This window comes from Erythrobacter donghaensis (assembly GCF_001557325.1).
GTDB lineage: Bacteria > Pseudomonadota > Alphaproteobacteria > Sphingomonadales > Sphingomonadaceae > Erythrobacter > Erythrobacter donghaensis_B.
Map to the genome: position 1 here is coordinate 1 of NZ_LSJS01000046.1, position 869 is coordinate 869.

At 58.1% G+C, this 869-nt stretch carries 2 protein-coding genes; both read left to right on the forward strand.

Going from position 1 to position 869, the window contains the following annotated elements; translation table 11 throughout:
• Positions 1-218: transposase (locus AX692_RS01225; protein WP_196491752.1), on the forward strand; the 218-nt coding region annotated here is incomplete at its 5' end.
• A 251-nt stretch (positions 219-469) separates the two neighbouring features.
• The gene (locus AX692_RS19435; protein ID WP_155646241.1) at positions 470-745 is read left to right on the forward strand and encodes a hypothetical protein; all 276 of its coding nucleotides are present in this window, start codon (positions 470-472) and stop codon (positions 743-745) included.
• Positions 746-869 lie beyond the last annotated feature (124 nt).

Consider the following 869-nt stretch of genomic DNA (forward strand, 5'->3'; position numbering starts at 1 on the left):
TGGAACGCCTGAACAAGGAAGTGAAGCGCCGCGCCGATGTCGTCGGCATCTTCCCCAACGAAGACAGCATCATCCGCCTCGTCGGTGCCGTCCTGCTCGAGCAAAACGACGAATACCAGCTCCAGCACCGCTACATGCAGATCGAGGGCATGGCAGCGCTCGCAACGCCAACCATCGAGGAGGCTCAGCCGCTACAGATTACACCCAAGGCCGCCTGAAAATGCCGCCCGCTGGCCACAACCGAATTTACACCACATTGACGGACACGACCCAGTACCGGCGCGGTCCCGGAGGTTCGGGGGCATCTTTAGGCATGTCGTTGTCCACGCCTGTTCGTTGCAAGCGATCGCGAATTGGTGGATGTGCCGTAACCAACTGGACCCCGAATTTCGGCCTGACAAAGGTAACGGTGCAGGGGCGCTCCGCAGCTGCGTTTGGAAACGCCATCGCTCGGGTAGCTGGAAGGCCCATGCAGAAAATCGAGGCGCGCACCGATTATGTTCCCGGTCCTAGCGGGCTTTACCAAAGAAACTTCGATGCCAAGGTGGGCGGTCCATTCTATGACTTGCGCACAGCCGAAGCTAGCGTGCCTTACACTGCCGGTGCAATGTACGGCGGCAGCTTTGCAAAAAACAGCTACGAGACGCGCAACATTGATGTTCCGACCTTGGTTATCAGCAGGCGGTCGGCAGAGCATATGCCCTCTCGCGTCATGATACCTCGAACAGTGCCAGCAGGGTTGTAGTACAAACCAACGACAAGCGTGGAAGCTCGGGATCGATCAAGGTATCGAAGTCGGCACAGTGACCGCATCGGGGTCGCTTCCTGAAAGGCAGCTTCTGGCGGAAAATCGCAGATAGCTGCCATTG